This window comes from Pseudomonas sp. Marseille-QA0892, assembly GCF_054950135.1.
Genome location: NZ_CM143104.1, coordinates 2316305 through 2336914, shown reverse-complemented (window position 1 = coordinate 2336914; position 20610 = coordinate 2316305). Strand labels below are relative to the sequence as shown.

The window sequence follows — 20610 nt, the reverse complement described above, 5'->3', positions numbered from 1 at the left end:
TCCTTGGGTCTGCGCACGCGGTTAGCAGGCGTGCGCGCAATGTCAGGCGGATCGGCTTGGGCGTTGGGCGGCACCTATGTCTTGCAGGCTGGAAGCGTGCTCGCTTTTGACGCGCACCCAGCGCGGGCCAGCAGGGCCGAAGACCCCGGCGGGCTCGGGGAAGAGGCTGAGCAATGTGCCGTACATCAGCGCCGCCATGCCCAGTGTGATTGGCAGGCTGATATCGATGCCGCCGGCCAACTCGCCCAGCGGACCGACAAACTGCCCCGGGAGATTGACGAAGCACAGGCCAATTGCTGCGCTTGGAATCCAGGCGCCCAGTCCGCGCCAGTTCCAGCCATGGTGGAACCAGTAATGGCCGCCACGTTGCCCGCGGGTGAACACCTGAAGGTCGTCAGGGTGGTAGAACCCGCGCCGAACGATCAAGCCCAGGATCATGATTACCATCCACGGGCTGGTGCAGGTCACGATCAGAACGGCGAAGGTCGACACGCTCTGTACGAGGTTGAATGCGAAGCGCCCTATGAAGATGAAGCCGATGGCCGCAACGCCAATCAGCAAGGTTGCGACGGCTCGGCTCATGACGCGGGGAAACAGGCTGGACATGTCCAGGCCCGTGCCATACAGCGATGTGGTGCCGGTGGACATCCCCCCGATTACTGCAATCAGGCAGACAGGCAGGAAGAACCAGGTTGGCGAGATGGCGAGCAGCCCGCCGACATAATTGTTCGCCTCGATGTATTGCGGTGCCTGAGTAGCGACCAGCGTGGCGGTGCACAGACCGAACATGAACGGGATCAGCGTGCCGACCTGCGCACCCAGCACCGCGAGCATGATGCGGTGCTTCGGCGTCTCGCGCGGGATGTAGCGCGACCAGTCTCCCAAGAAGGCGCCGAACGAAACCGGATTGCTCATGGCCAGCAGCGCGGCGCCGATGAACGCCGCCCAGAAACCGGGCTGTGACGCATCGACGGTACCGGCGTAGCTCGGATCGAAAGCCCCCGCGAAAGCGAACACGCCCAGCAGAAACAGAAGGCTGGACGCCCATACGGCGATGCGATTGACCCATAGCATGAAGCGGAAACCGTAGATGCACACTACGAGCACCAGCACCGCGAACAGGCCGTAGGCCAAGCCCAGGGTCAGGTCTGTTTCGGGAAGGCCCACGAGGCGTTTTGCACCGCCGATCAACGCATCGCCGGAGCTCCAGACCGACAGGGAGAAAAATGCCACGGCCGTGAGCAGAGACAGGAAAGAACCGACGATACGGCCGTGGACCCCGAAATGGGCGCCAGATGACACGGCGTTGTTGGTGCCGTTAATTGCGCCGAAGAGCCCCATGGGCGCCAGGATCGAGGCGCCAACGGCGACACCGAGCAGAATGGCGAAAGCGCCGGCCTGGAACGACAGGCCAAACAGTACCGGGAAGCTCCCCAGCACAGCCGTCGCGAAGGTGTTCGCGCCGCCGAAGATCAGGCGGAACAGATCGAGAGGGGTGGCGGTGCGTTGGCTGTCGGGTATCTGTTCGACGCCGAAGGTTTCGATACTGGTCGCATGGCTCATATGTTTCTCCATTGCCTGTCACGATTTTTATAAGGCCAGCGCTGGCGCGTGAGCCTGTTATTTACCCTCGACATGCGTCGAGTGGCGGTGCATCGGCAGAGCGGCATGGCCGCAAGGGAATCAATCGATTCCTAGGCCCAGGAAAGGGCAACAGCTAGGGCCAAACCCTATGGATTCGGCCGTCGTTCTGTCAGGTATCGCCGAAGGCGGATAAATGCTCGTGGCACGCCAGCCAGCGTTGGCCAGCGCGGCGAAAGACGATGGTCTCTCGCTCGGCGAGCTGCAGTTCTTCGCCACCGGTGCGCAAGTGTGTCGCGACGTCATGGATGAAGATCGCCATGTCCCCGCGCAGGGTGATATGCGCATTGCTGGATTGGCATCCAAGGATGGAAAAGCCCTCGGCCTGCCATTGTTCCCAAAGCGCGCGGTACTGATCACGGCCATACAGAGGCTGCGCCAGCGTATGGAAAACGAAGGTGGCGTCTTCACTGAAACAATCGAAGTAAGCGTCTGTATCGTTGCTGGCGAATGCGCTGACCAGTTTGGCTGCGGCAGCTTCGATGTCGGTCACCTGGCTCATCGGCAGGCCTCCTCATGCGTTGGGCTGACGGTGAGCGATGGCATCGTGATCGCCCTACAGGACGAGGGGCGAATGCGGCAAAGCCAAGCCATCGGCTGGTGCCGCCAGGCACGGCCCGTAGCAGAATGAGAAGGGGGGTAGGGAGCGATTGGAACAGCCGCCTGAGCGGTGCGGACGAGATCGCTATCAGGCGAGGCTGGCACGCGCTCACTTATTGATGGCCCGCGTGGGGCTGGCGTATCGATAGGGTTACGGCCCAGCACCCGTTCGGCTCGCCTGAACGTGGCGCGCGTGCCGGACCGCATCGGTGCCTGAATGCAGGTCGATTCCATGTCGAACGACCGCAAGTGGAGTGTGCTATCCACGGGAAGCCTCATACGTTGTTTTAGTTGTACGAGGCGATTCTGTTGAAAGAGCCACGGGCGTCACATCCCAGAGCACAAATAATCACTTCTGGATTTTTTGAAGTATGCGGGACTGCGTGCCGACGTTGATTCCACGCGGATCGTCGGCATGGTTTGAGCGCGGTCTGTCGATGATCACCAGCCCGCGAGTGGCGCCTAGTGCCATCGTCCTCGCTTCTTTGCGAATCGATTGGGGCCATAGGGGGGTCGCCTGGAAGACGGCTTGCCCTTGCTCCATGTGGGGTCAGCGCCTCGGCGATACATGGGTCTGGTCGATTGATTCGCTTGTGCAACCGGCTGACTTTCCACTACAAGACCTATATCTATAGAGATGTATGGATCATTCTCTGCATTCACATGCACAGCTAGACCAACCAAATCACTCGGCATGAGAGGTCTCCGCGCCTGCGAGGTAGGCGCGGTGGGATCGAAACAGGCTCTGGCTTGTCTAGGTTGAGTGCGCGGTTAAAGGGTCGTAGATCGCTCGGCTTTTGTTTCGAAGCCACAGGTCGCACCCTGCGGTTCGCGGTTGAACAACGATATCGGTAGTGAACGGTCATGGCTGAACGTTGCACGGCCTCTCAGGGAATTGAACATGCTTCCAACGCAAGTGCTAGTAATCGATGACGAACCGTCCGTGAAGGAGCTGATGTGCGAGCTCGTACGTATGAAGGATGCTCATCCGACAGCGTTTGAGACCGCGGACGCGGCACTGATATACCTGGAAAAGCATGCGAGCGACACCAGCCTCATCGTCACCGACGTCCGGATGCCTGGCCTTCTGGATGGCTATGATCTGGCGAGGCTGGTATTTGCCAGATGGCCGGAGTTACCAGTGATCATCACCTCGGGCTACACCACGGTAAATATCGAGAACCTGCCGGCGAATGTCCGGTTCCTTCCGAAACCCTGGAGCGCCGACTTGTTCATGGATACGCTCGACCTGTTGCTGCCCCCAACGGGCGCGTAGGCAGCGCGCTACGGTACGCTCACCTCCAGCTTCAAATCGCCAACCGTTCCATATCCAAGGTGTGTCCCTCTTGTATTGCGTACCTGATCGTCCACCCAAAGCAATTACGGCGCGTATCAGGCCGCAAATCGATTGAAACGTCGAACACTACATTTTTCGTATTGACGACCCCGCTAGCCTGGACATCGAGTCGGCATATGATGAAAGCCCTTTGTCACTGCAGACCCAACGTGGACGAGTCCATTGCGAACAAATGCCTCACCTCTAACGCCGCTTCGGTGGAGGTGATGCAGTGATCGAAACCTTGCTTACGCTTCTTGTCGGAACCCTGGTCATACTGGCGATCATCGCAGCGAACGGCTACTTCGTTGCGCAGGAATTTGCCTATATGGCCGTGGATCGCGCGCGGCTGGCAGCGGCGGCGGCCGATGGCGATGCTGCTGCCGAACGCGCGCTGGCAGTCACCAAGCGAACCAGCTTCATGCTGTCTGGCGCGCAGCTGGGTATCACCGTGACCGGGCTGCTTGTGGGGTTCGTCGCGGAGCCCCTCGTTGGAAAATCGCTAGGTGCGTTACTGGGCGGTATGGGTATTCCGCCGGAGATAGGAATCACGGTCGGTACGGTGCTGGCACTGGCGACTGCCACGATCATCCAAATGATCTTTGGCGAGCTCTACCCAAAGAATCTGGCCATTGCCAACCCGGACCCGCTTGCCCGGCGGCTAGCGCGGTCAACGCTCATCTATCTGACGGTGTTTGGCTGGCTGATCGGCTTCTTCGACAAAGCCGCCAACCTGTTCTTGCGAGCGTTGCGCATAGAGCCGGTCCACGACCTGGACGTCAGCGTTTCTGCAGACGATCTACCGCACATCATCTCCGATTCTCGGGAAAGCGGAGATCTACCCGTCGAGATCTCGTTGATCATGGAGCGCATCGTCGACTTTCCAAGCAGGGACGTCGAACACGCCATGATTCCGCGGTCACAGGTCGACTGGCTTCCGCCTGAGGCTACGCTGAGCGCGCTAAGGGCGCTCATGGCACAAGGGCACACGCGCTATCCGGTCGTCGAAGAGGACACGCCTATTGGCGTTGTGCACCTTAGCGATGTGCTACCCCGGCTGACACAAGGCGATGTGGAAGGAACCGTCGTCGATGTGATGCGGCCCGCCACCGTAATTCCAACACTAATGGCGCTGCCTGATGCGCTCGAGCTGCTGATCCAAACGAACAATCAACTCGCCTGCGTTATTGACGAGTACGGTGGGTTCGTAGGTGTGCTCACGATAGAGGATCTTGCTGAGGAGATCGTCGGCGAGATCAATGATGAGCATGATCAAGCGATTAGTGATCCCATCGTTCCGTGCGGCGAGGGCATGTGGATCATGAACGGCGACGTCCATCTGGACGAGGTAGAACGTGTGGTCGGATATCACCTTGCGCGCGACGAAGTCGAGACGATTGCCGGTATCGTGATCGCCGAGAAGGGTGGCTTGCCTTCGGAAGGAGACACGGTAACTGTCATGCTGCAACCGGATGCTGCGGAGCTGATCTCCGACACGCCTGTCACCCGCCTGCTTTCGATCGAGGTGCTCGAAATCGAGCGCTACGTACCAACGCGCGTGCGGGTCACCCTTGCGGAAACATCACTGGACGATTCGCAATGAACGACCCGCTGATCGTTTTACCCGTCACGATGGCGCTGATTGTGCTTAGTGCCGTCTTTGTCATTATCGAGTTTGCGCTCCTTGGTGCTCGTCGGCACCGACTGGAAGAGCTGGCTTCGACTCATGCTTCGGCGCGTGCGGCGTTGAGAGGCGTCAACGACCTAACCTTCATGCTGGCAGGCTCACAACTTGGCATAACGTTCTGCACCTTCGCACTCGGTGCAGTCACTAAACCGGCAGTGGATAGTTGGCTCGGCCCAGTCCTGCTTGAAACCGGCCTGCCGGTGTGGGCTGCTGACGGTGCATCGTTTGCACTGGCATTGTTCGCTGTGACATTCCTCCACCTCGTCGTGGGCGAAATGGCGCCCAAGTCATGGGCAATTGCGCATCCTGAGCGATCTGCATTGGCCATTGGCATCCTGTCGCGCGCCTACATCTGGCCCCTTCGCCCGCTCATGCGCTGGGTTAACCTGATTGCGAATCGGCTCGTAAAAGCATCCGGCGTACAACCCGTAGAGAGCGCTGCGGTAGGCGGTCAGGATATTGCGACCATTCGGCAACTGGTAGAGCATTCAGCGGAGGTCGGGACGCTAAAGCCTGGCCTTCAGAAGCAGATCTCAGGCCTTATCGACCTGGGCACCTTGCCCGTCGACTCTCTGATCAAGTCCGATGCCGCGCCCGTGCACGTCAAATCGACCGCATCGGTTGCGGACGTCCGGGCGGCATCGGCTGCCTCTGGCCACCTCCGCATCCTGCTGCTCGGTGAGGGCAATACGTTACCGCTGGTAGTCCATCTGCGTGACACATTGCTTCAGCCGGAGGACCAGGCCGCTCGATCCCTTGCCCGGCAGGCATTCGTATTGAATGCACAAACCCCTGTCTATGAGTCGCTTGCGCTCATGCGCAAGGCGAGCGTCCAATTCGCTGTCGTGGTGGAAAATGGCCGTATGAAGGGCGTCGTGACACTGGCCGATATTCTCGAACGCATACTGCCGATCACGACGGCGCCTACCGTAAGGAAAGGGCGAGGGTAGCCGCTGTTAGCTCCGCTCACGCAGCGATATTCCACCGATATACGCAGGGCCGCAGTGTGATGATAGAGATCCTGGTTCTTCAGGCTGCAAGCGGCTTCGGTCTGGGCTCGATGCCTTTGATGCCGGGCACGTTCGGCTCCCTGCTGGGATTGCCCCTGGCATGGTGGATGCTGACGCGGCAACGGGCAGGGCAGATGATCCTGATCGTTCTGCTGCTTCTCATCGCGGTACCGCTGTGCCATTGGGCCTCGCTTTGGCAAGGTGGTGGCGACGCCCCACGGATCGTGGCGGACGAATTTCTGGCATTTCCCGTATCGGTATTCGCGCTGACCTGGCTGTCCCGGCCCTGGTTGCTCCTGTTGGCCTTTCCGATATTCCGGCTGTTCGATGCACTAAAGCTGCCGCCCCTCGATGCCCTCGAAGGTATCGGTGGAGGTCTTGGCATCGTCCTTGATGACCTTATGGCCGCGCTCTATACCTGGGTGGTGTTGGTAATAGGCATCGGCCTGTGGCGGCGGCTCCGCATGATGTGAGGTCGCGTCGTCCTGGCATATGGTCGCGTAACGCGCCCGCACGCAGCGAGGCACACACGGGGTTCCATTGGACGGGTACGCGCGAGCGAAGCAAGAAGCGCACATGAGTTCGATGGATAACCCACGGACCCCCGCGACGCGCAATGAGTCGTCGACTAAGTGGCATGCGCGTCTGGGTTTGAAGTGCGCTGACAGTCGAAGGCATTGCGAAACGCCCGTACATGTTCCTGGTTTGCGGGCGGAACGGTCTACGGGCCGGCTACCAAGCGCACAGGTCCCGGCAGGGAGCCACAGGTCGCACGGGATTGGCTATGCCAACTGTTTCACCCACTCCGACACGGCATCGCCACTCGACATACCGTTCTGGATCAGCCCATCGATCATGAAGGTGGGAGAAACATGAATACCGTTTTGCCTCGCATACTTCGTATGCCATTTGACGGCATGCTCGAGGTCGGCGTTTGCGAAGGCCTCGGCAAGCTGCACGCCGCTGTACTGCTCGACGCGCCGGATGATGTCATTCGGCGTGGCGTCGAGGTTGGGCCCGCTCGCATGCTGCTCGAACTCAAATTCCTCGCGATGCTCACCGACTGCCGCCATCACGGCCTTGGCCTGCTCCCTGCCGTTGGGCAGCGTTGCTGCGGCGAGAATGGCCCTGACGATGACGGGCGAGAACATGTGCCATGGCTGTGAGTGAAGGCGAATCTTGATGGTGACCCTTTCTTCACCCGCCTGCGCGAGCAGTTCGTCCAGCTTGTTGAATGCTTTCACAGAAAAAGGGCAGTTGGGTTCAAGGAATACTTCCAACAGGCGAGGCCCGTGGCCCCAGGTAAGCGCATCTGCTTGCATGTCATTCATTCTCCTCAAGTGTCCGTCCAATGTACGGGTCCGAAACCGCAGCCTCGCGGTTCATCATGGCTGAAGCGCAATTTCGTTCCGATATCGGTGAGATCACAAACGCGGTCCGATGTTGGAAGGATGGTGCCCGATGGACGAATGGGCCTCGATCGGGGTTATCGCTACACGAACTGTGACCATCGCGGTGCGTTCAACATTTACACGAGCCGATCGCGTTACCTTCGAATGAAAGGCGTTTGGCTTCCCTATAAAAACAACAATGACTGGAGCTACTCGATGCGTTTCATGCCCATGCCTCTTCCTTTCCAACGTTTGGCCCTCGCCACTGCAATGATGCTGTTTACCACGATGACCCAAGCCGCCGATGTAGTGAACCCACACGGCGATGAGCCTATCGGCACGGTCCAGCAGGTATATGACGGCGCGCTCATGCCTGGCATCCAGGTCAATACGTTCCGCAATATCGATCGCCTCTTCGCTACCGCTCGGGTGGAGCGTGGCGGCGAAACGCTGCCGCTGCCTGCCGCACAGCAGACGCTGGAAAATCTCAGGTTCGAGTCCAACGGCAAGACGTACGACCTGTACGACTACGTCTCGTTGAACCGAGTGAGCGGTCTGCTCGTGATCAAGGATGGGAAGGTTGCGCGTGAGGAGTACCAGCTCGGCAACACCGAGAACACTCGTTGGATGTCCATGTCGGTAGTGAAGTCGATCACCGCGACGCTGATCGGCGCCGCCATCCAGGACGGCCATATCAAAAGCATCGACGATCCCATCGTTCACTATCTTCCCGACCTCAAGGGGAGTGCCTATGACGGCGTGACCGTCCGCAACCTGTTGCAGATGGCATCGGGCGTGGGCTGGAACGAGACGTATACGGACCCGAAATCGGATCGCCGTCGCATGCTCGAGGTCCAGAACGCGCAGACGCCAGGCGGGGTGCTGAAGCTGATGTCGGAACTGCCTCGCGCCGCCGAGCCCGGTACTCGCTGGAACTACAGCACGGGTGAAACCCATGTGGCGGGCGCACTGGTCCGTGCGGCCGTGGGCAAGCCGGTCAGCCAATACCTGTCGGAGCGGGTCTGGAGCAAGGTCGGTATGGAAAGCGATGCGACCTGGTGGCTTGAGTCCCCCGATGGCCTGGAGGTCGGCGGGAGCGGGCTCTCCGCGACATTGCGCGACTATGGCCGCTTTGGCCTGTTTCTGCTGAATGATGGCGTTGCAGGCGGCGAGCGCATTCTGCCTGAGGGCTGGGTGAAGGAGGCGGGCTCGCCGAAGATAGTAGGGGGCAAACAAGTCGACTACGGCTACATGCTTTGGCCCATTCCCGAGTCCAAAGGCACGCCTAACGAGGGTGCTTTCGAAGCTCGCGGCATCTTCGGTCAGCACGTCTATATGAACCCGCGTGAAAAGGTCGTCATCGTGGTATGGGGTGCGCTGCCAAAACCGACCAACATGGCACCGATTCGGGACAATGACTTTTTCGCCGCGGCTGTGAAGGCGCTCAGGCAATAACCGTTGTGTTCGACTGGATCGAGGGCGCCTATCACCAATCCGCCAGACCGTCCCAGCACCTGCCCAGGCGTGGTGCGGTCTGGCAACGCGACAACGCTTTCGGTTGGCTTTTGACGGCCTTACGCAGCTCGTTTTCTGAATGAAGGTACTGAAGGACGGAACGCACGTTCACTTCGCCGTCGCGGTCCGGATCTACAAAAGCCAGTCCGCGAACGCCAGCCGCGTGTCGAGGGGGCAGCCGAAAGGGCGATTAATTGACGGGGCGCAAATCGCCTTCTAGCCTGCCTTGGGTGGTCCCGCTTATATCTGTTCGAGGATATATGTATGCGCTTATCTGCTTGGGCAACAGCAATCCTTCTTTCTGGATTTTCGATAGGCGTTTACGGCGAACCAACCGCGTCGCATGGCGCCAGCCAGGATACGGTGGCCTCCAACCGGCTTTTTCACGACTCGCTCGATTTCTCGGATGAAGCGGATTTCGAAGATGCACAAAGGGGGCTGATCGCTCGCTTTCCAGAAGGCGTGATTCGGGACGCGGCCGGAAAGGTTGTGTGGGATCTAGACGGATACCGCTTTCTCGATCAGGAGCCTGTGCCTGAAACGGTAAACCCCAGCCTGTGGCGACAGGAGCGGCTCAACAATATCCAGGGCTTGTTCAAAGTCACCGATGGCATCTACCAGGTGCGCGGCCTGGATTTGTCGAACATGACCCTCATCGAGACCAAGACGGGCCTTATCGTCATGGACCCGCTTATCTCCGCTGAAACGGCCAGTGCCGCGCTTGCGCTGTACCGCGAGCATGTCGGCGACCGCCCTTTGAAAGCCATTGTCTATTCCCATCCGCACGTGGACCACTATGGCGGTGTAAAGGGTGTCGTCACCGAAGAAGAGATCCGGTCCGGCGCGGTGAAAATCTATGCCCCGGACGGTTTTCTCGAGCATGCGGTATCAGAGAACGTCTACGCCGGAACGGCGATGAGCCGGCGGGCCCAATACATGTATGGCGCCCTGTTGCCGAAAGGCCCGACAGGCCAGGTGGGCGCGGGCCTGGGTAAAACCACCTCGCGTGGCACCGTTGGGCTTATCGCACCTACGGACCTCATCGGTGCCGAAGGGCAGGAAGTCGAAACGGTGACCATAGACGGTCTGGAAATCGAATTTCAGATGACGCCTGGTACGGAGGCGGCTGCCGAGATGAACTTGTACATCCCGGCATACGGAGCGCTCGGCGCCGCGGAAAACGCGACCCACACACTCCACAACATTCTTACCATCAGAGGCGCGGAGGTACGGGACGCGAAGAAATGGTCCGAGTATCTGGATCAGACGCTGACCCGGTATGGCGAGAAAGCGGACGTCCTTTTCGCGCAACACCACTGGCCCACATGGGGGCGCGAGAGGATCAATGCGCTGCTGTCGGACCAGCGAGACATGTATCGCTATATTCACGACCAGACATTGCGTCTGATCAACCACGGTTACACCCCGATGGAGATTGCTGAAGCGCTCGAGAGCCTACCGCCGGCACTGGCCAAACGCTGGTACAACCGCGGTTACTACGGAACGATGAGTCACAATGTTCGAGCCGTGTATCAGCGTTATCTCGGTTTCTACGACGGTAATCCGGCCAACCTGAATCCGCTGCCGCCTGCTGAGGTTGCAACGCGCTATGTAGAGTTCATGGGGGGCGAGGAGCGCGTCATCAGCATGGCCCAGAAGTCCTACGACGGAGGCGATTACCGCTGGGTGGCGGAAGTCTTGAAGCATGTCGTATTCGCGAATCCGGAATCCCGACTGGGGCGGGAATTGCTCGCCAACGCGTTAGAGCAGATGGGCTACCAAAGCGAGGCCGGAACATGGCGCAACGCGATGCTGATGGGGGCGTCCGAACTTCGTAAAGGTGTGCCTTCGCCAACTTCTACCACGGCCTCGCCGGACACCATCAAAGCCATGACCCTGGACATGTTCTTCGATTACCTGGGCATTCGGCTGAATGGTCCGAAAGCGGCCGAAGCGGGTGATACACGATTGAACTGGGTATTCGAGGACCTGAACGAAACCTACGTGATGACCCTCCGAGCCGGCGCGCTGACGCATCAGAAGCGAGCGGCAGCCGGTGACGCGGATGCGACACTCAGGCTGTCCCGCGCCACGATGGACGAGATCAGCCTCGGTCGTACAACGTTTCAGAAGGCCATAGCCGACAAGGCTATCGTCATCGAAGGCGATTCAGGCGCGGTGGAGAAGCTGTTCGGCAATCTGGACGACTTCCAGAACATGTTCAATATAGTGACGCCCTGACCCTGATGAGGCCGACCATGAGGTCTCACAGACCATCTGCCATCCTGTTGTATTGGTTCGCCGCGCTAGGGGCGGCTGAGGCTTTCGCCGATGGGGCGAGGGATTGGGAAAACGTCCCGGTCGATACCAACATCCTTTTTCTCTATTACACTTACTCGAACACCGAGGCATCGGTTGAGCCCTCGCTGCCGGTAGAGGGCGTATCGGTCAATGCTCATGTGCCCATTCTCCGGTACGCGCGCACGTTCGCGGCGGGCGACAGGGTGGCGGGATTTCAGCTCATCATCCCCTATGGTTTCGTCGATGCGCGGCTGGATGGCACTCGATTCAGGACCTCTACGGACGGCATCGGCGACATCAGCGCTGTATTTCTCGTAAACGTGTTCGGCGCACCCGCACTGACGAAACGCGAATTCCGAAACTGGACACCCGGCCAGTTTCTGACAGCCTCGGTATCCATCACGGCCCCAACCGGTTCTTACGATCAGGATGCGCTGCTCAACGTCGGCAAGAATCGTTGGGCATACAAACCCCAACTGTCCTACGGCGCGCCGTTCGGCGACGGCGGTCTGCTTTCGATCAATGCGAACGTGCAACTCTTCACGGACAATTCGGACGGCCGCAATGGGCGGTTGGAACAAAAGCCGTTGCTCGGGCTTGAAGGGCATCTCAGTCATGACCTGAATGATCGGGCCTGGGCGTCGCTGGACGCGTTCTATGCGTATGGGGGTGAGACGCGTGTGGCTGGCGCGGACAAGCACAACCGCCAGAACACCCTACGATTGGGTATCAGCGGAAGCTACAGCTTTACAACCACAACCGCTGTGAGCGCCGCGGCTACCCGTACGGTCGTAAGAGAAAGCTATACGCCAGTAGGGACGACCTTTTCGATCAATATCAATCATGCCTTCTAGGTCATTCCTGTTTTATTTGCAGCCATAGGCAATTTGAGCCTTCGTAGGCATCTCTGCCACGCATTCTGCTGTCCTATGTTTTTCAGACTCATACCGTTCAGGAGGTCATTCATGAAGCATCTGGTTTATGTAGCGATGGCAATGGCCTTCCCAGGGATAGCCCTCGGCGCTGACAATCCTCGCTGCGCTGAAAAGGTGTCGGTCCTTTCGGAGAAGATCGAGACGGCAAAGGAGGCAGGGCATAGCCATAAGGCGGAGGGAATGACCAAGGCGCTGTCCAGGCTCAGGGCCAATTGCACGGACGCCAGCCTGGCGAAGGAGCAAAGGCAGGCAGTCGCCGAAGCCAAAGCCAAGGTGAGCGAACGGGAAGCTGAGTTGCAAGAGGAAAAAGCGACTGGAGATGCACGTAAGGTCGCCAAGCGCCAAGCAAAATTGGATGAGGCGAAGGCCGAGCTGCGGGAGGCCGAAGCCGATTTGGCGCGCTAGGACTGCAACGGTGCGCAGCTCGCCGACCGATGGGTTATCGTCTGATCTCTCTCTGAGGGCGGTCGGCTACATGGCGCTCGCGGCGCTGTTCATTCCGCTGCTCAACACCGAGGTGAAGTACCTCGGCGCCTTTTACCCCGTGCTGCAGATCCTCTGGTTTCGTTATTTTGGCCATCTCCTGGTGATGCTGATCATCTTCGCACCGCGTCGCGGGGTGTCGGTATTGAGATCGAAAAGCCCATGGCTGCAGACCATCCGTTCGCTCTTGTTCTGCCTGACGTCGTTTGCGGTTTTCTACGCGCTGCAATATGTGCCAATGGCAACCATTGCGGCGATCAGCTTCACCGCGCCGATGATCGTCCTCGCCCTCGCGCCGTTTCTGCTTGGGGAACAGGTTAGCACCTTCAAGGTCGCGGCGGTCACAGCCGGATTCGCGGGTGCGCTGCTGGTGATACAGCCTGGTGGGGAGACGTTTCATCCCGCAGCAATGATCGTGATGTTCAGCGCCGTAACCTCCGCGCTTACTCAAATACTGTCGCGAAAGCTGGCGGGCCTCGATACGCCCGAGACGTCGAATACCTATCTTGTCGTAGCAGGCTTCATCGTCACCAGCCTCAGCTTGCCGTTTTACTGGCAAATGCCCGAGAGCATTCTGCACCTGGCCCTGTTGCTGAGCCTAGGACTCGTGGGTGGGGCAGGGCATTACCTTGTGATGCGGGCGTTCGAACTCGCCCCTGCGCCGTTCCTTGCGCCGTTCAACTACCTCCAGATCGTTGGGGCTGGGGTGTTGGGATATTGGTTCTTTTTGGAAGCGCCGAGTTTCTGGGCATGGGTTGGAACAGCGATCATCATTGGCAGCGGTATGCTCGTTCTGCTCGAGAACCGCGAACACCCGCTATTGGGACGCCGAACATAGCGGCGGCAGTGGCCAATCGTACCGCTTTGCACGTACATGAATCGCCACGCGCTTCGGAGGCCGGATAGTCGCTGATGCCTGGGTTCTTGAGTCGACGCACTCTGCCGACTTTCGGGATGGCCTTCGCCAGCCGCGAAGCGGATTGTTATCGCTGCCTAGCGTAGCGCTTACTGGCTGAAAGGTATCGAAGTTCCAGAGGGATTGGGTTCGATACTTGTCGGCTACTTGCCGTCGCGCCCGCGTCGCTCCTCGACGGTCTGCCGAATGAGGCGGTAAAGATAGATCGCGACCACCAACCCAATGACGATTTTCGAAGCCGGGTCCATATAGGTTGCAACGCGATCATACTCGGCGTGCAGTAGGTAACCGGCGAGTGTCAGCACGCCCGTCCACAGGGCGGAGCCAAGCAGTGTGAAGAGGGTGAATGTCCAGAAGGGCATCCGCGCGATGCCGGCCGGGACCGAAATGAGCGTTCTTATGGCAGGAATGAGTCGCCCGAAGAACACGGCAGCCCTGCCGTGTGCGTGGAACCAGTGTGCGGCCTTGTCCACGTCGTCTTCGGAAAGCGTGAGCCAGCGGCCAAACCGCCTGGTGGCGGCGCGTACGCGCTCTTCGCCGAAAACCCTGCCCGCGTAGTACCACGGCACAGCTCCCAGGTATGAACCCATGGTCCCGGCGACCACAACCAAGAAAAAATTCAGGTCGCCCCGTGCGGCGAGGAAGCCCGCTAAAGGCATGATGGCTTCGGATGGAATGGGCGGGAATACATTTTCCAGCAGCATCAGGCCAAGGATGCCCCAATAGCCACCGCTTTCCAGCCAGCCAATGATGGATTCAAACAAGGCGATAGCCCTCAGGTGATCGAAGACCGTCGTCCCTTCGGGTAGAAACGCGGCGGCCGCGGGACGACTGCCTTAAGAGTGTTTACCACCGACTTGATTCCATGCCTGCAACAATTGATAGCGGTTGCGATAACGGTCATGCGGGAGCGCCTGGTAGGGGGGGCTGAGCGCCAACATGTCGCCTCACGTCGCGACGCGAACGGAGCTGTTGCGTGGTGGACAGGCCTGTTAGGTTACGCAGCCCCGTCCAATGGAAGCGACAGATGAGGATTCGCAAGGGCCAGGCATCCGACTGCGAAACGATCACGCGTTTTGTACAGGATGCCCGGCTGCAGATGTTCGGCGATCGAATCGATCCGAGCGCCATTCCTGGTGATATGCGCCACTTCGACCAGACCTACTGCGAGGGCTCGGGCTGTTTCCTGATCGCGGAGGACAGCGCTGGCACACTGAACGGCTGTATCGCCTGGCGAGCCTATGATCATCGGTTTCCTTCGCTCGATTACAGTGGTCAGGCAGTCGTCGAAGTCGTGCGGCTGTTCGTGGCGCCAGCGATGAGACGTAGAGGGCTTGGCAGTGCGTTGTTTCGCGCACTTCGAGCAGAGGCGCAGGAGGCCTGCATAGACGTCCTTTATCTGCATACCCATCCCTTTCTGGCAGGAGCCGTTCAGTTCTGGGAGCGACAGGGCTTTCGGACGAGGACGGTTGATGAAGACCCTGTCTGGCGGACGATTCACATGGATGCGGAGCTTTGAATAAAGCAGGTTGTTGAGCCCCCGCGACACAGGTGCGGCCCGCTAATTGTGTCATGTAGCTGGAGGGGCGCCGCTTCAAAGGGCCTCTGAGGCCCGTGGTGTGCTGATCGACTGGCGAAGATGCGAGAGCACGTCCTGATTCGTCACTAGCATGCTGGACAGCGAAGCGCCCTAGCAGGTTCGGTGCGCGTCAGTGATCGAACTCGCGTTGAACGATGGCATCAAGCCGCTGCTTCGCGCGCGTCGGTAGGCCCTCTGGAATGGCGGGTGCCGCCATACCCTTTCCGCCGACGCGGATCATCATCACCATGCCCATTGCGCGGTGAGGCGTACACTCGATGCCGTAGACGCCCGGTACGTCGAACGTGGCCTCGATTTCCTCGTTGATCTTGCCTTTGAATGTTGCAGCGCCCTCAGGAACCATACCGGGAATCGAGGCCGCGTTATGGCTGCTATGGGTCGCGATGAACTTGACGGAGTCACCGGCTGCGATGTCGAGGAAGTCCGGTTCATAGACCATGCTGCCGCCGTCGCCCCGGTTCAGCATTTTCACCTCATGGGTCTGAGCAAGGGCCAGCGGCGTTGCCAGTACGGCAATCAAGATGGTGAGCGGTTTAAGCATGTCTCGCATTGTCCTCTTCCGATAGATGTTCCAGGCGTAGCATCCGCGTGCCGTCCAGCGGGTCGACCAACCAGCGCGCTTTCACGCCGAAGGTTTCACGCAGCCGCTCGGGGCTGAGCGCCTCATGCGCAGGACCAAGCGCGACCATGCGGCCTTCGCTCATGACCGCGACGCGATCGCACGTCAGCGCCTGGTTCAGGTCATGCAGCGCCATCACCGTGGTAACCGGCAGGGTGTGCACCAACTCCAACAGTGCCAATTGCTGTCGTATGTCTAAATGGTTTGTGGGCTCGTCCAACAGCAGGATTTGCGGTGTCTGGGTAAGCGCCCGCGCGATATGGACACGCTGACGCTCACCGCCGGAAAGGGTCCGCCATGGCCGCTTTGCCAAATGGGCCAGCGAGACACGCTGCAAGGCCTGCCTGACGATGGCGGCGTCCTCTGCGCCCCAGGGTTGCAGCGCACTGAGCCAGGGTGTCCGGCCCAGTTCGACGGCATCCTGGACGCTGATCGAATCGAGCGTGTCGGCTTGCTGCTCCACGACCGCGACGGCCTGGGCGATCTGCCGGCGGTTGTGGCTTTCCATGTCAGTACCCAGAAGGCTTACGCGGCCTTCATGGGGCGTTGCGATACCCGCGAGCAGCTTGAGCAACGTCGATTTACCGGAGCCGTTCGGCCCGACCACGCCGAGGCGTTCCCCCCGCAAGACTGTGAGGTTGATATCGCGGACCAGCCAGGTGTCCTTCACGCGATACCCGGCGTTCTGGCATTCGAGCACGATGTTGTGAGTCTCAGGTTGCGCACTCATCGCGTGTGCCCTCCACGTATGAGCAGTAGCGCAAAGACGGGCGCACCGATCAGCGCCGTGATCACGCCGATTGGCAGGACCTGTCCCTTGACCAGGATGCGCGAGAGTATGTCAGCGGCGATCAGGAATACCGCGCCCGCGACGATGCTCCACGGCACCAGTCGGGTGTGACGTGGGCCAACCAGCAAACGAACGGCGTGGGGAATCACGAGCCCGACAAAGCCGATCGACCCGACGGTCGAAACCATCACAGCCGTGACGAGCGCCGCACAGGCGATCAGGACGATTCGCGTCTGGCGAACCGAGATGCCGAGCGAGGCGGCAGAATCCGCGCCGAAGGTAAAGGCATCCAGCGCCCGGCGGTACCAGAAGCAGACCAGCGCGCCGATGATCACGGCGGGTATCGCGATCCAGACCGAAGGCCAGCGCACGCCGCTCAGGTTGCCCAGCAGCCAGAACATGATCCCGCGAGCCTGTTCAGCACTGGCGGATTTGGTGATGAGAAACGCCGTCAGCGCATTGAAGAGCTGAGAACCTGCGATGCCCGCCAGGATGATCTGGCTTGAGGCGCCGATGCCGCGTGACGCACGTGCCAGGATCGCTACCAGCCCAAACGCCAACACCGCGCCGCCGAACGCGCCGGCTGACAACGAGACCATGCCACCGCCCACGCCGATGACGGCTACCAGGACGGCGCCCGTGGATGCGCCTGCGGAAATGCCAAGCAGGTAAGGGTCAGCCAGCGCGTTACGAAGCAGCGCCTGCAGGATAAGCCCACACAGCGCCAGGCCGGCTCCGCAGGCGCCGGCGACGATGGCGCGCGGGAGCCGATAGCTCCAGACGATGCCCTCGTCGATCGGGTCCAGCGGGTACCCGGCTTGCCATAGCTTGTTGGCCAGGGTCTGCAGGACGGTCACCGGCCCGATGGACGTTTCGCCAATGGAGATTCCGGCAAGCAGGGCGAGCAGGAGCAGAACCACACTGGCGACTACGCGTACGGAGGTGGATGAAGGCAACGGTTGGCTCATTTGGCGAATGATTCGGCGGCCTCAGCCAATTGGTCCAATCCGTCGAAATAGCGAATGCTGGCCTGCATGGCGTCGGCATCCATGATCACGATGCGATCGTTTTTCACGGCATCCATGTTGCGTGTAACCGGGTCGGATTTCAGGAAGGCGAGCTTCTTCTCGACGTCATCAGCAGGGAAGCGGCGGCGGTCCATACGCGCAATGACGAGAATGTCCGGGTTGGCCTTCGCGATGGTCTCCCAGCCGACGGTGGGCCACTCTTCGTTCGAGTGGATGATGTTCTCGAGGCCAAGCGTGGTGAGCATGGAGTCGGCGACACCCTGGCGTCCTGCGACATACGGGTCCATGTCGATATCGGCGCTGGAGAACCAGAACATCGCCCTGAGCGGTGCGCCTTCATGCGAGGCAACGCGCTTCTTCGCATCGTCCACGCGCTTGCGGTAGCTGTCGATCAGCTCGTTGCCCCTGTCCTGGACGTCGAAGATCCGGGCCAGTTGGTCGACACTCTTGTAAAGGCTTTCGATGCTGAATGTCTGCAGACGGGTGCCGTCGGCGCCGACCAGATTGTCCTTGCCTTCGCAATCCGACGGCAGGATGTAGGTGGGTATGTGCAATTCGTGGAACTGCTCGCGCGTCCCGACGACACCCTGCGGGCCGACCATCCATTCGAACTGAACGGCTACCAGACCCGGCCGTTTGCCGATGACCGACTCAAAGCTCGGGTCGTTGTTGGCCAGGCGTTCGACCTTGGCATTCTGCTCCGCGAATCGTGGCAGTACCGGGTTGAACCACAGGGAGGTGCCCGCTAGCTGCTCGCCGACACCCAGCTCATAGAGCATTTCGGTTCCGGCTTGCCCGATCGTGACGACTTGGGAAGGCGCACGTTCGAAGGTCAGCGTGTGGCCACAGTTATCGATCGACAGCGGGTAGTGGGTCTGCGCAGCCATGGCGGCGCTGGACAGGGAACACGCTGCCATGAGCGCCAGTGAACGTCCCGAAATCATGAAGCGTACTCTCCGAACTGTAGGCATTGCAGGGCAGGGCACGAGTGCACGGTCCATGACGCGCATGACCGAGCGGCATGGTTGCCGGCGGATGCGTCGTCGATACAGATCGGAGCGCGCGGACGAGCGTCCGCACGGTACATCTGAATCCTGGAATGGGCCTCCCGGACACCCCGCCGGTGGTTATTCAAGCAAGCCGGCAGGTCTCCTGACTGACACGTCGTCGGCGTTATCCTGCCTTCCCGGGACTTGCCCAGTGGCTTAGATGGAAACGCCTCGGTGCCTACAGTTGCGGGGGCAGTTCCGTTTACCAGGCTATCGCCTGACGGATTCCCTATTATTTCCTCGCGGAAACCGGCATGGGGATGCTAATTCAATGAGCGGCCAATGGCGACCCGAGATCCCCTGCTCGGGTCAGCCATTTATATGCCGCGGCTGGTCATTCGCTCAGAAACCGCCAGACAGCGGATACTCCACGGCCAGACGGATCTGGTCTGCATCGAGCTCGGCCTGAGCCGTATTGCCCCGGTGGACGTTGTATCGGACCGAGAAGGTCGTGCCTTTTGCTGCACCGTTCTGCACGACATAGCGCGCTTCCAAGTCGCGTTCCCAATGCTTGCCGCCTTTGCCGTAACCCAGGTAAGCGTAGCCGCCGTTCGGGTCGGCGCGGGTGCCATCGATTTGACTGCCGCGGGTATAGGCAGCGCTCAATATCAGCCCTGGGACATCCCATTGCGCCATGTTGAGGTCGTAGCGGGCCTGCCAGGATTTTTCGTTTGGGGCATTGAAGTCGGACAGTTGCACCGCGTTATTGATGAAGATGGCACCACGCGTCACATAGTCGAATGGCGTGTTGCCGTCCACATGCTGGTAGCCGAGCCCGAAACTGTGTGCGCCTTGGGTATAGGTCGGCATCACGCTCCACGTGGTGTTGTCGATGCGACCCGAGAGTGATTTGCCGGTATCCGTCGTGCGGTAAAGGTTGAAGTTGACCGAAACTGACCGGTAATCGTCGATGGGCTGTACGAACGTCCCGCCCAGGTAGTGTTGTTTCCAGGTGTCTTCATAACGCGAGGTGTAGAGGCTGCCCGTCAGGCGCTCGCTCGGGGTGAAAACCACGCCCGCGAGATCGAAGGCATTGCCCTGCCTGCCGTTGGAGTAATTGACCACGAAACCCTGGTCATGGCTGCTGGCATTGCGATCCGTACTTTCTGTGAAATGGCCGCCGACGAGTTTCACCCGGTCGAACTCATTGCTGGTGACGAAGATGCCCGTCGCGGTTTCCGGAAGCAGCCGGCTATCCGAAGAGCTGAATACCGGCGTCTTTACCCGTTGTTCACCCCATGACACGACAGTCGACGAAGCGCGCAGCTTGATCGCGGCGCCCGCGCGGCTGAATTCATCCTTGGGGTGCCCGTCGTTATCGACGCCGAGTAGACGCGCCCTGCCAGCGCGGCCGCCGCCACTGTCGAGCTTCACGCCAAGGTAGGCGTGGGCATCCACGCCGACGCCAATCGTGCCCTGAGTGAAGCCCGATTGCAGGGTGCCCATCAGGCCATACGCCCATTCCTCGGCGTACCCGTTACGTTCCGCGCGTGGCTTGTAGGCATTTCGTGCGCCGCCGTTGCGGCCACCGTTGCGGTAGTCCCGATGGTCGTAGACGGTGCGGTTAAGTACGTTCCAGGTACTGTCCTCGACAAAGCCATTGGCGTTGGACTGGGCCGAATCGGCCAGGGCTACTGGGCTCACCAGTAAGGCGAGGCTAAGGGAGCGAAAGGGAAGGGTGGACATGTCGTTCTCTATTTATAGTCGTA

Annotated in this window: 19 protein-coding genes and 1 riboswitch; of the genes, 10 read left to right on the top strand and 9 right to left on the bottom strand. The window is 59.9% G+C overall.

Annotated features, from left to right (window positions below):
• Positions 1 to 42 precede the first annotated feature (42 nt).
• A complete protein-coding gene (locus tag ACY8D3_RS10790; protein ID WP_462378779.1) occupies positions 43 to 1563 on the bottom strand; it encodes a purine-cytosine permease family protein in 1521 nt (506 codons plus the stop codon).
• Positions 1564 to 1753: 190 nt separating this feature from the next.
• A complete protein-coding gene (locus tag ACY8D3_RS10785; RefSeq protein ID WP_462378778.1) occupies positions 1754 to 2143 on the bottom strand; it encodes a YybH family protein in 390 nt (129 codons plus the stop codon).
• A gap of 999 nt (positions 2144 to 3142) precedes the next feature.
• Between ACY8D3_RS10785 and ACY8D3_RS10780 the strand changes: the two genes are divergently transcribed.
• From ACY8D3_RS10780 to ACY8D3_RS10765, 4 genes are all read left to right on the top strand, one after another.
• Positions 3143 to 3517, top strand: a complete 375-nt coding sequence (locus ACY8D3_RS10780) for a response regulator (protein ID WP_462378777.1) — start codon at positions 3143 to 3145, stop codon at positions 3515 to 3517.
• Positions 3518 to 3809: 292 nt separating this feature from the next.
• The gene (locus tag ACY8D3_RS10775) at positions 3810 to 5180 is read left to right on the top strand and encodes a hemolysin family protein (protein ID WP_462378776.1); all 1371 of its coding nucleotides are present in this window, start codon (positions 3810 to 3812) and stop codon (positions 5178 to 5180) included.
• The gene (locus ACY8D3_RS10770) at positions 5177 to 6214 is read left to right on the top strand and encodes a CNNM domain-containing protein (RefSeq protein ID WP_462378775.1); all 1038 of its coding nucleotides are present in this window, start codon (positions 5177 to 5179) and stop codon (positions 6212 to 6214) included. The genes ACY8D3_RS10775 and ACY8D3_RS10770 overlap by 4 nt, the downstream gene beginning before the upstream one ends.
• A gap of 59 nt (positions 6215 to 6273) precedes the next feature.
• The gene (locus ACY8D3_RS10765) at positions 6274 to 6747 is read left to right on the top strand and encodes a phosphatidylglycerophosphatase A (RefSeq protein WP_462378774.1); all 474 of its coding nucleotides are present in this window, start codon (positions 6274 to 6276) and stop codon (positions 6745 to 6747) included.
• Between the two features lie 309 nt (positions 6748 to 7056).
• Here ACY8D3_RS10765 and ACY8D3_RS10760 read toward each other — a convergent pair whose 3' ends face one another.
• Entirely contained in the window at positions 7057 to 7596 is a 540-nt protein-coding gene (locus tag ACY8D3_RS10760) for a DsbA family protein (RefSeq protein ID WP_462378773.1), read from the bottom strand.
• Between the two features lie 285 nt (positions 7597 to 7881).
• On the opposite strand from ACY8D3_RS10760, the gene ACY8D3_RS10755 reads away from it, so the two are divergent.
• The 5 genes from ACY8D3_RS10755 to ACY8D3_RS10735 all read left to right on the top strand — a co-directional run bounded on the left by ACY8D3_RS10755 (position 7882) and on the right by ACY8D3_RS10735 (position 13737).
• Positions 7882 to 9120: a serine hydrolase domain-containing protein gene (locus ACY8D3_RS10755; RefSeq protein WP_462384168.1), complete on the top strand. Its 1239-nt coding sequence runs from the start codon at positions 7882 to 7884 to the stop codon at positions 9118 to 9120.
• Between the two features lie 324 nt (positions 9121 to 9444).
• A complete protein-coding gene (locus tag ACY8D3_RS10750; RefSeq protein ID WP_462384166.1) occupies positions 9445 to 11421 on the top strand; it encodes an alkyl/aryl-sulfatase in 1977 nt (658 codons plus the stop codon).
• Between the two features lie 17 nt (positions 11422 to 11438).
• Complete coding sequence (locus ACY8D3_RS10745) at positions 11439 to 12335, top strand: transporter (protein ID WP_462384164.1); 897 nt, start codon at positions 11439 to 11441, stop codon at positions 12333 to 12335.
• A gap of 111 nt (positions 12336 to 12446) precedes the next feature.
• The gene (locus tag ACY8D3_RS10740; RefSeq protein ID WP_462384162.1) at positions 12447 to 12821 is read left to right on the top strand and encodes a DUF1090 domain-containing protein; all 375 of its coding nucleotides are present in this window, start codon (positions 12447 to 12449) and stop codon (positions 12819 to 12821) included.
• Positions 12822 to 12831: 10 nt separating this feature from the next.
• Positions 12832 to 13737, top strand: coding sequence for a DMT family transporter (locus ACY8D3_RS10735; RefSeq protein ID WP_462384160.1), 906 nt, complete (start codon positions 12832 to 12834; stop codon positions 13735 to 13737).
• Positions 13738 to 13958: 221 nt separating this feature from the next.
• Here the strand turns inward: ACY8D3_RS10735 and ACY8D3_RS10730 are convergent, their stop codons facing one another.
• Positions 13959 to 14579: a DedA family protein gene (locus ACY8D3_RS10730; protein ID WP_462384158.1), complete on the bottom strand. Its 621-nt coding sequence runs from the start codon at positions 14577 to 14579 to the stop codon at positions 13959 to 13961.
• A gap of 263 nt (positions 14580 to 14842) precedes the next feature.
• Here ACY8D3_RS10730 and ACY8D3_RS10725 point away from each other — a divergent pair, with 263 nt between their 5' ends.
• Positions 14843 to 15334: a GNAT family N-acetyltransferase gene (locus ACY8D3_RS10725; RefSeq protein ID WP_462384156.1), complete on the top strand. Its 492-nt coding sequence runs from the start codon at positions 14843 to 14845 to the stop codon at positions 15332 to 15334.
• Between the two features lie 190 nt (positions 15335 to 15524).
• Here the strand turns inward: ACY8D3_RS10725 and ACY8D3_RS10720 are convergent, their stop codons facing one another.
• The 5 genes from ACY8D3_RS10720 to ACY8D3_RS10700 form a co-directional block, all read right to left on the bottom strand.
• Positions 15525 to 15956 carry a pseudoazurin gene (locus tag ACY8D3_RS10720; RefSeq protein ID WP_462384154.1) on the bottom strand — a complete coding sequence of 144 codons (432 nt, stop codon included), beginning with the start codon at positions 15954 to 15956 and terminating at the stop codon, positions 15525 to 15527.
• Positions 15949 to 16764, bottom strand: a complete 816-nt coding sequence (locus ACY8D3_RS10715; protein WP_462384152.1) for an ABC transporter ATP-binding protein — start codon at positions 16762 to 16764, stop codon at positions 15949 to 15951. Before ACY8D3_RS10715 ends, ACY8D3_RS10720 begins: the two co-directional genes overlap by 8 nt.
• The gene (locus tag ACY8D3_RS10710; protein ID WP_462384151.1) at positions 16761 to 17792 is read right to left on the bottom strand and encodes a FecCD family ABC transporter permease; all 1032 of its coding nucleotides are present in this window, start codon (positions 17790 to 17792) and stop codon (positions 16761 to 16763) included. Before ACY8D3_RS10710 ends, ACY8D3_RS10715 begins: the two co-directional genes overlap by 4 nt.
• Complete coding sequence (locus tag ACY8D3_RS10705; protein ID WP_462384149.1) at positions 17789 to 18796, bottom strand: ABC transporter substrate-binding protein; 1008 nt, start codon at positions 18794 to 18796, stop codon at positions 17789 to 17791. The genes ACY8D3_RS10710 and ACY8D3_RS10705 overlap by 4 nt, the downstream gene beginning before the upstream one ends.
• A gap of 181 nt (positions 18797 to 18977) precedes the next feature.
• Positions 18978 to 19170: riboswitch (cobalamin riboswitch) on the bottom strand.
• 73 nt (positions 19171 to 19243) lie between these two features.
• Positions 19244 to 20587: an OprD family porin gene (locus tag ACY8D3_RS10700; protein WP_462384147.1), complete on the bottom strand. Its 1344-nt coding sequence runs from the start codon at positions 20585 to 20587 to the stop codon at positions 19244 to 19246.
• Between the last annotated feature and the right edge of the window lie 23 nt (positions 20588 to 20610).

What these genes read in the sequence shown, in the direction of transcription:
- ACY8D3_RS10770 (WP_462378775.1), top strand. Translation starts at nt 5,177, where the DNA reads ATGAACGACCCGCTGATCGTTTTACCCGTCACGATGGCGCTGATTGTG.
- ACY8D3_RS10700 (WP_462384147.1), bottom strand. Translation starts at nt 20,587, where the DNA reads ATGTCCACCCTTCCCTTTCGCTCCCTTAGCCTCGCCTTACTGGTGAGC.
- ACY8D3_RS10780 (WP_462378777.1), top strand. Translation starts at nt 3,143, where the DNA reads ATGCTTCCAACGCAAGTGCTAGTAATCGATGACGAACCGTCCGTGAAG.
- ACY8D3_RS10760 (WP_462378773.1), bottom strand. Translation starts at nt 7,596, where the DNA reads ATGCAAGCAGATGCGCTTACCTGGGGCCACGGGCCTCGCCTGTTGGAA.
- ACY8D3_RS10790 (WP_462378779.1), bottom strand. Translation starts at nt 1,563, where the DNA reads ATGAGCCATGCGACCAGTATCGAAACCTTCGGCGTCGAACAGATACCC.
- ACY8D3_RS10750 (WP_462384166.1), top strand. Translation starts at nt 9,445, where the DNA reads ATGCGCTTATCTGCTTGGGCAACAGCAATCCTTCTTTCTGGATTTTCG.
- ACY8D3_RS10765 (WP_462378774.1), top strand. Translation starts at nt 6,274, where the DNA reads ATGATAGAGATCCTGGTTCTTCAGGCTGCAAGCGGCTTCGGTCTGGGC.
- ACY8D3_RS10705 (WP_462384149.1), bottom strand. Translation starts at nt 18,796, where the DNA reads ATGATTTCGGGACGTTCACTGGCGCTCATGGCAGCGTGTTCCCTGTCC.
- ACY8D3_RS10755 (WP_462384168.1), top strand. Translation starts at nt 7,882, where the DNA reads ATGCGTTTCATGCCCATGCCTCTTCCTTTCCAACGTTTGGCCCTCGCC.
- ACY8D3_RS10725 (WP_462384156.1), top strand. Translation starts at nt 14,843, where the DNA reads ATGAGGATTCGCAAGGGCCAGGCATCCGACTGCGAAACGATCACGCGT.
- ACY8D3_RS10740 (WP_462384162.1), top strand. Translation starts at nt 12,447, where the DNA reads ATGAAGCATCTGGTTTATGTAGCGATGGCAATGGCCTTCCCAGGGATA.
- ACY8D3_RS10745 (WP_462384164.1), top strand. Translation starts at nt 11,439, where the DNA reads ATGAGGTCTCACAGACCATCTGCCATCCTGTTGTATTGGTTCGCCGCG.
- ACY8D3_RS10715 (WP_462384152.1), bottom strand. Translation starts at nt 16,764, where the DNA reads ATGAGTGCGCAACCTGAGACTCACAACATCGTGCTCGAATGCCAGAAC.
- ACY8D3_RS10710 (WP_462384151.1), bottom strand. Translation starts at nt 17,792, where the DNA reads ATGAGCCAACCGTTGCCTTCATCCACCTCCGTACGCGTAGTCGCCAGT.
- ACY8D3_RS10785 (WP_462378778.1), bottom strand. Translation starts at nt 2,143, where the DNA reads ATGAGCCAGGTGACCGACATCGAAGCTGCCGCAGCCAAACTGGTCAGC.
- ACY8D3_RS10720 (WP_462384154.1), bottom strand. Translation starts at nt 15,956, where the DNA reads ATGCTTAAACCGCTCACCATCTTGATTGCCGTACTGGCAACGCCGCTG.